Consider the following 2,852-nt stretch of genomic DNA (forward strand, 5'->3'; position numbering starts at 1 on the left):
ATCCTGAGTAGCGCGGGACACGAGGAATCCTGCGCGAATCCGCCGGGACCATCCGGCAAGGCTGAATACTCCCGTGAGACCGATAGTGGACGAGTACTGTGAAGGAAAGGTGAAAAGCACTTCGACGAGAAGGGTGAAAGAGATCCTGAAACCCTGCGCCTGCAAGCGGTCGGAGCTGCCTTTTGGCAGTGACGGCGTGCCTTTTGCATAATGAACCTACGAGTTGCCGTCTCCGGCAAGGCTGAGGGGCTGAAGCCCCTGCGCCGCAGTGAAAGCGAGCCTGAAGAGGGCGTTTTTAGTCGGAGGTGGCAGACGCGAAACCAAGTGATCTACACTTGGCCAGGGTGAAGTCCCGGTAACACGGGATGGAGGCCCGCACCGATAAGCGTTGAAAAGCTTCCGGATGAGCCGAGTGTAGGAGTGAAAGGCCAATCAAACTTGGAGATAGCTCGTACTCCCCGAAAGGCATTTAGGTGCCGCGTGCGCCGTTCCGCATGAGAGGTAGAGCGACCGGTAGGTCGAGAGGGCTTCGCCGCCTGTCGAGACCTGACGAACTCCGAATGCTCATGCGCCGCAGGCGCGCAGTAAGGGGGCGGGTGCTAAGGTCCGTCCCCGAGAGGAGAAGAATCCTGACCGCCGTCTAAGGTCCCCGAGTTCTGCCTGAGTTAGTCTAACGAAGTGCGGTCCCTGTGACAGCCAGGATGTTGGCTTGGAAGCAGCCATTCATTCAAAGAGTGCGTAACAGCTCACTGGTCGAGGGTCCGTGCGTGGATAATAATCGGGTATAAGGCAGACACCGAAGACGCGGGGTAGCATTGAAGAAAGTACCGGTAGGGGAGCATGGCGTGCGGCGTTGAACGGAGGGGGCGACCCCTCCCGGAGCGCACGGCAAGGCAAATGTAGGTATAAGTAACGACAAGGAGGGTAAGATCCCCTCCCGCCGTAAGACCAAGGTTTCCCGGGCAATGCCAGTCAGCCCGGGGTCAGTCGGGCCCTAAGCCCCAGCCGTACGGCGAGGGGCGATGGAAGACACGGTCAACATTCCGTGACTGCCACAGGGAGCGACGCGCTGACGGAGCAGTGACACCACCGCGGGGCGACGGAAGCCCCCGTTGACGGGCGTAGGCGTCGAGGGCCGCAGGCAAGTCCGCGGCCCGAGCCGAACCCCCATAGTATGGCTCCCCCTCCGGGGGGCGCCAATAGCGTGGGTAATCATACTCCCGAGAAAATGCGCTAAGCCTCATCCCTGCGGCACCCGTACCCCAAACGGACACACGTGGTCGGGTAGAACATACTCAGGCGTTGGAAGACTCACGGTTAAGGAACTAGGCAAACTGACCCTGTAACTTCGGGATAAAGGGTCCTCGCGGCTCCGCGAGGCGCAGAGAATAGGTCCAGGCAACTGTTTAACAAAAACACAGGGCTGTGCTAACTCGAAAGATGATGTATACAGCCTGACACCTGCCCGGTGCCGGAAGGTTAAGAGGAGGGGTCATCCTCACGGTGAAGCCCTGAATTGAAGCCCCGGTAAACGGCGGCCGTAACTATAACGGTCCTAAGGTAGCGAAATTCCTTGTCGGGTAAGTTCCGACCTGCACGAATGGTGTAATGATCCGGACGCTGTCTCAACCGTGATTCCAGTGAAATTGTAGTATCGGTGAAGATGCCGATTACCCGCGATGGGACGAAAAGACCCCGTGAACCTTTACTGCAGCTTAGCGCTGACCCCGGCCATCCGATGTGTAGGATAGGCCGGAGGCTTTGAATCCGCGGCGCCAGCCGCGGTGGAGCCTTCCTTGAAATACGGCCCTTCGGCTGTCTGGGGTCTAACCCGCTTGTTTCGGGGACACCGCTTGGCGGGCAGTTTGACTGGGGTGGTCGCCTCCAAAAGCGTAACGGAGGCTTCCAAAGGTGCCCTCGGGCCGTTCGGTAACCGGCCTTATTGAGTGCAATGGCATAAGGGCGCCTGACTGGGAGGGGGACACCCCGAGCAGGCAGGAAACTGGGGCATAGTGATCCGGCGGACGTGGATGGAAACTCCGTCGCTCAAAGGATAAAAGGTACTCCGGGGATAACAGGCTGATCCCCCCCAAGAGCTCATATCGACGGGGTGGTTTGGCACCTCGATGTCGGCTCGTCACATCCTGGGGCTGGAGAAGGTCCCAAGGGTTGGGCTGTTCGCCCATTAAAGTGGCACGCGAGCTGGGTTCAGAACGTCGTGAGACAGTTCGGTCTCTATCTATCGTGGGCGTTGGAGTTTTGCGCGGGTCTGACACTAGTACGAGAGGACCGTGTCGGACGGACCTCCGGTCTGCCGGTTGTGCCGCCAGGCGCACCGCCGGGTAGCCGCGTCCGGCCGGGATAAGCGCTGAAGGCATCTAAGCGCGAAGCCCTCCGCAAGATGAGAACTCCTTTACATGAGGGCCGTCAGAGACGATGACGTTGATAGGGCGCAGGTGTAAAGGCGGCGACGCCAAAGCCGAGCGCTACTAATTGCCCGAAGCTTTCCCCGTGCGCGCGTTCTTTCAGCTGGCTCCTGGAGAGTCCCCGCGGCTTCGGTCGCCGGCCTTACGGTCCCTTGCTTGTGGCGATGGTCACCCCCTCCCCCCGCATGTCCGGGGCGGACGGAACTGACGCATCCGGCGCGGGCGCTGCGTGTCCCGCCCGTGGTGCATGACATTCAGGTGGTTATTGCGGTGGTGTCCCACCTCTTCCCATTCCGAACAGAGAAGTTAAGCCCACTTGCGCCGATGGTACTGCAATGCAATGCGGGAGAGTAGGCAGCCGCCTCCTTTTTTTGGGGTCGTTCCGGCCCCGGCCTCCCCGGCAGCCCGTAGGGCAGCCGGGGAGGC

1 rRNA gene and 1 other annotated feature are annotated in these 2,852 nt (G+C 60.3%); the gene reads left to right on the forward strand.

Features of this window, described 5'->3' with window-relative positions:
- Positions 1–162: 162 nt before the first annotated feature.
- Positions 163–2,501: a sequence feature (most likely nonfunctional fraction of RNA operon), on the forward strand.
- Positions 2,502–2,680: 179 nt separating this feature from the next.
- Positions 2,681–2,793, forward strand: a 5S ribosomal RNA gene (rrf, locus tag HMPREF6485_RS05175).
- Positions 2,794–2,852 lie beyond the last annotated feature (59 nt).

This window comes from Segatella buccae ATCC 33574, assembly GCF_000184945.1.
Classification (GTDB): Bacteria; Bacteroidota; Bacteroidia; order Bacteroidales; family Bacteroidaceae; genus Prevotella; species Prevotella buccae.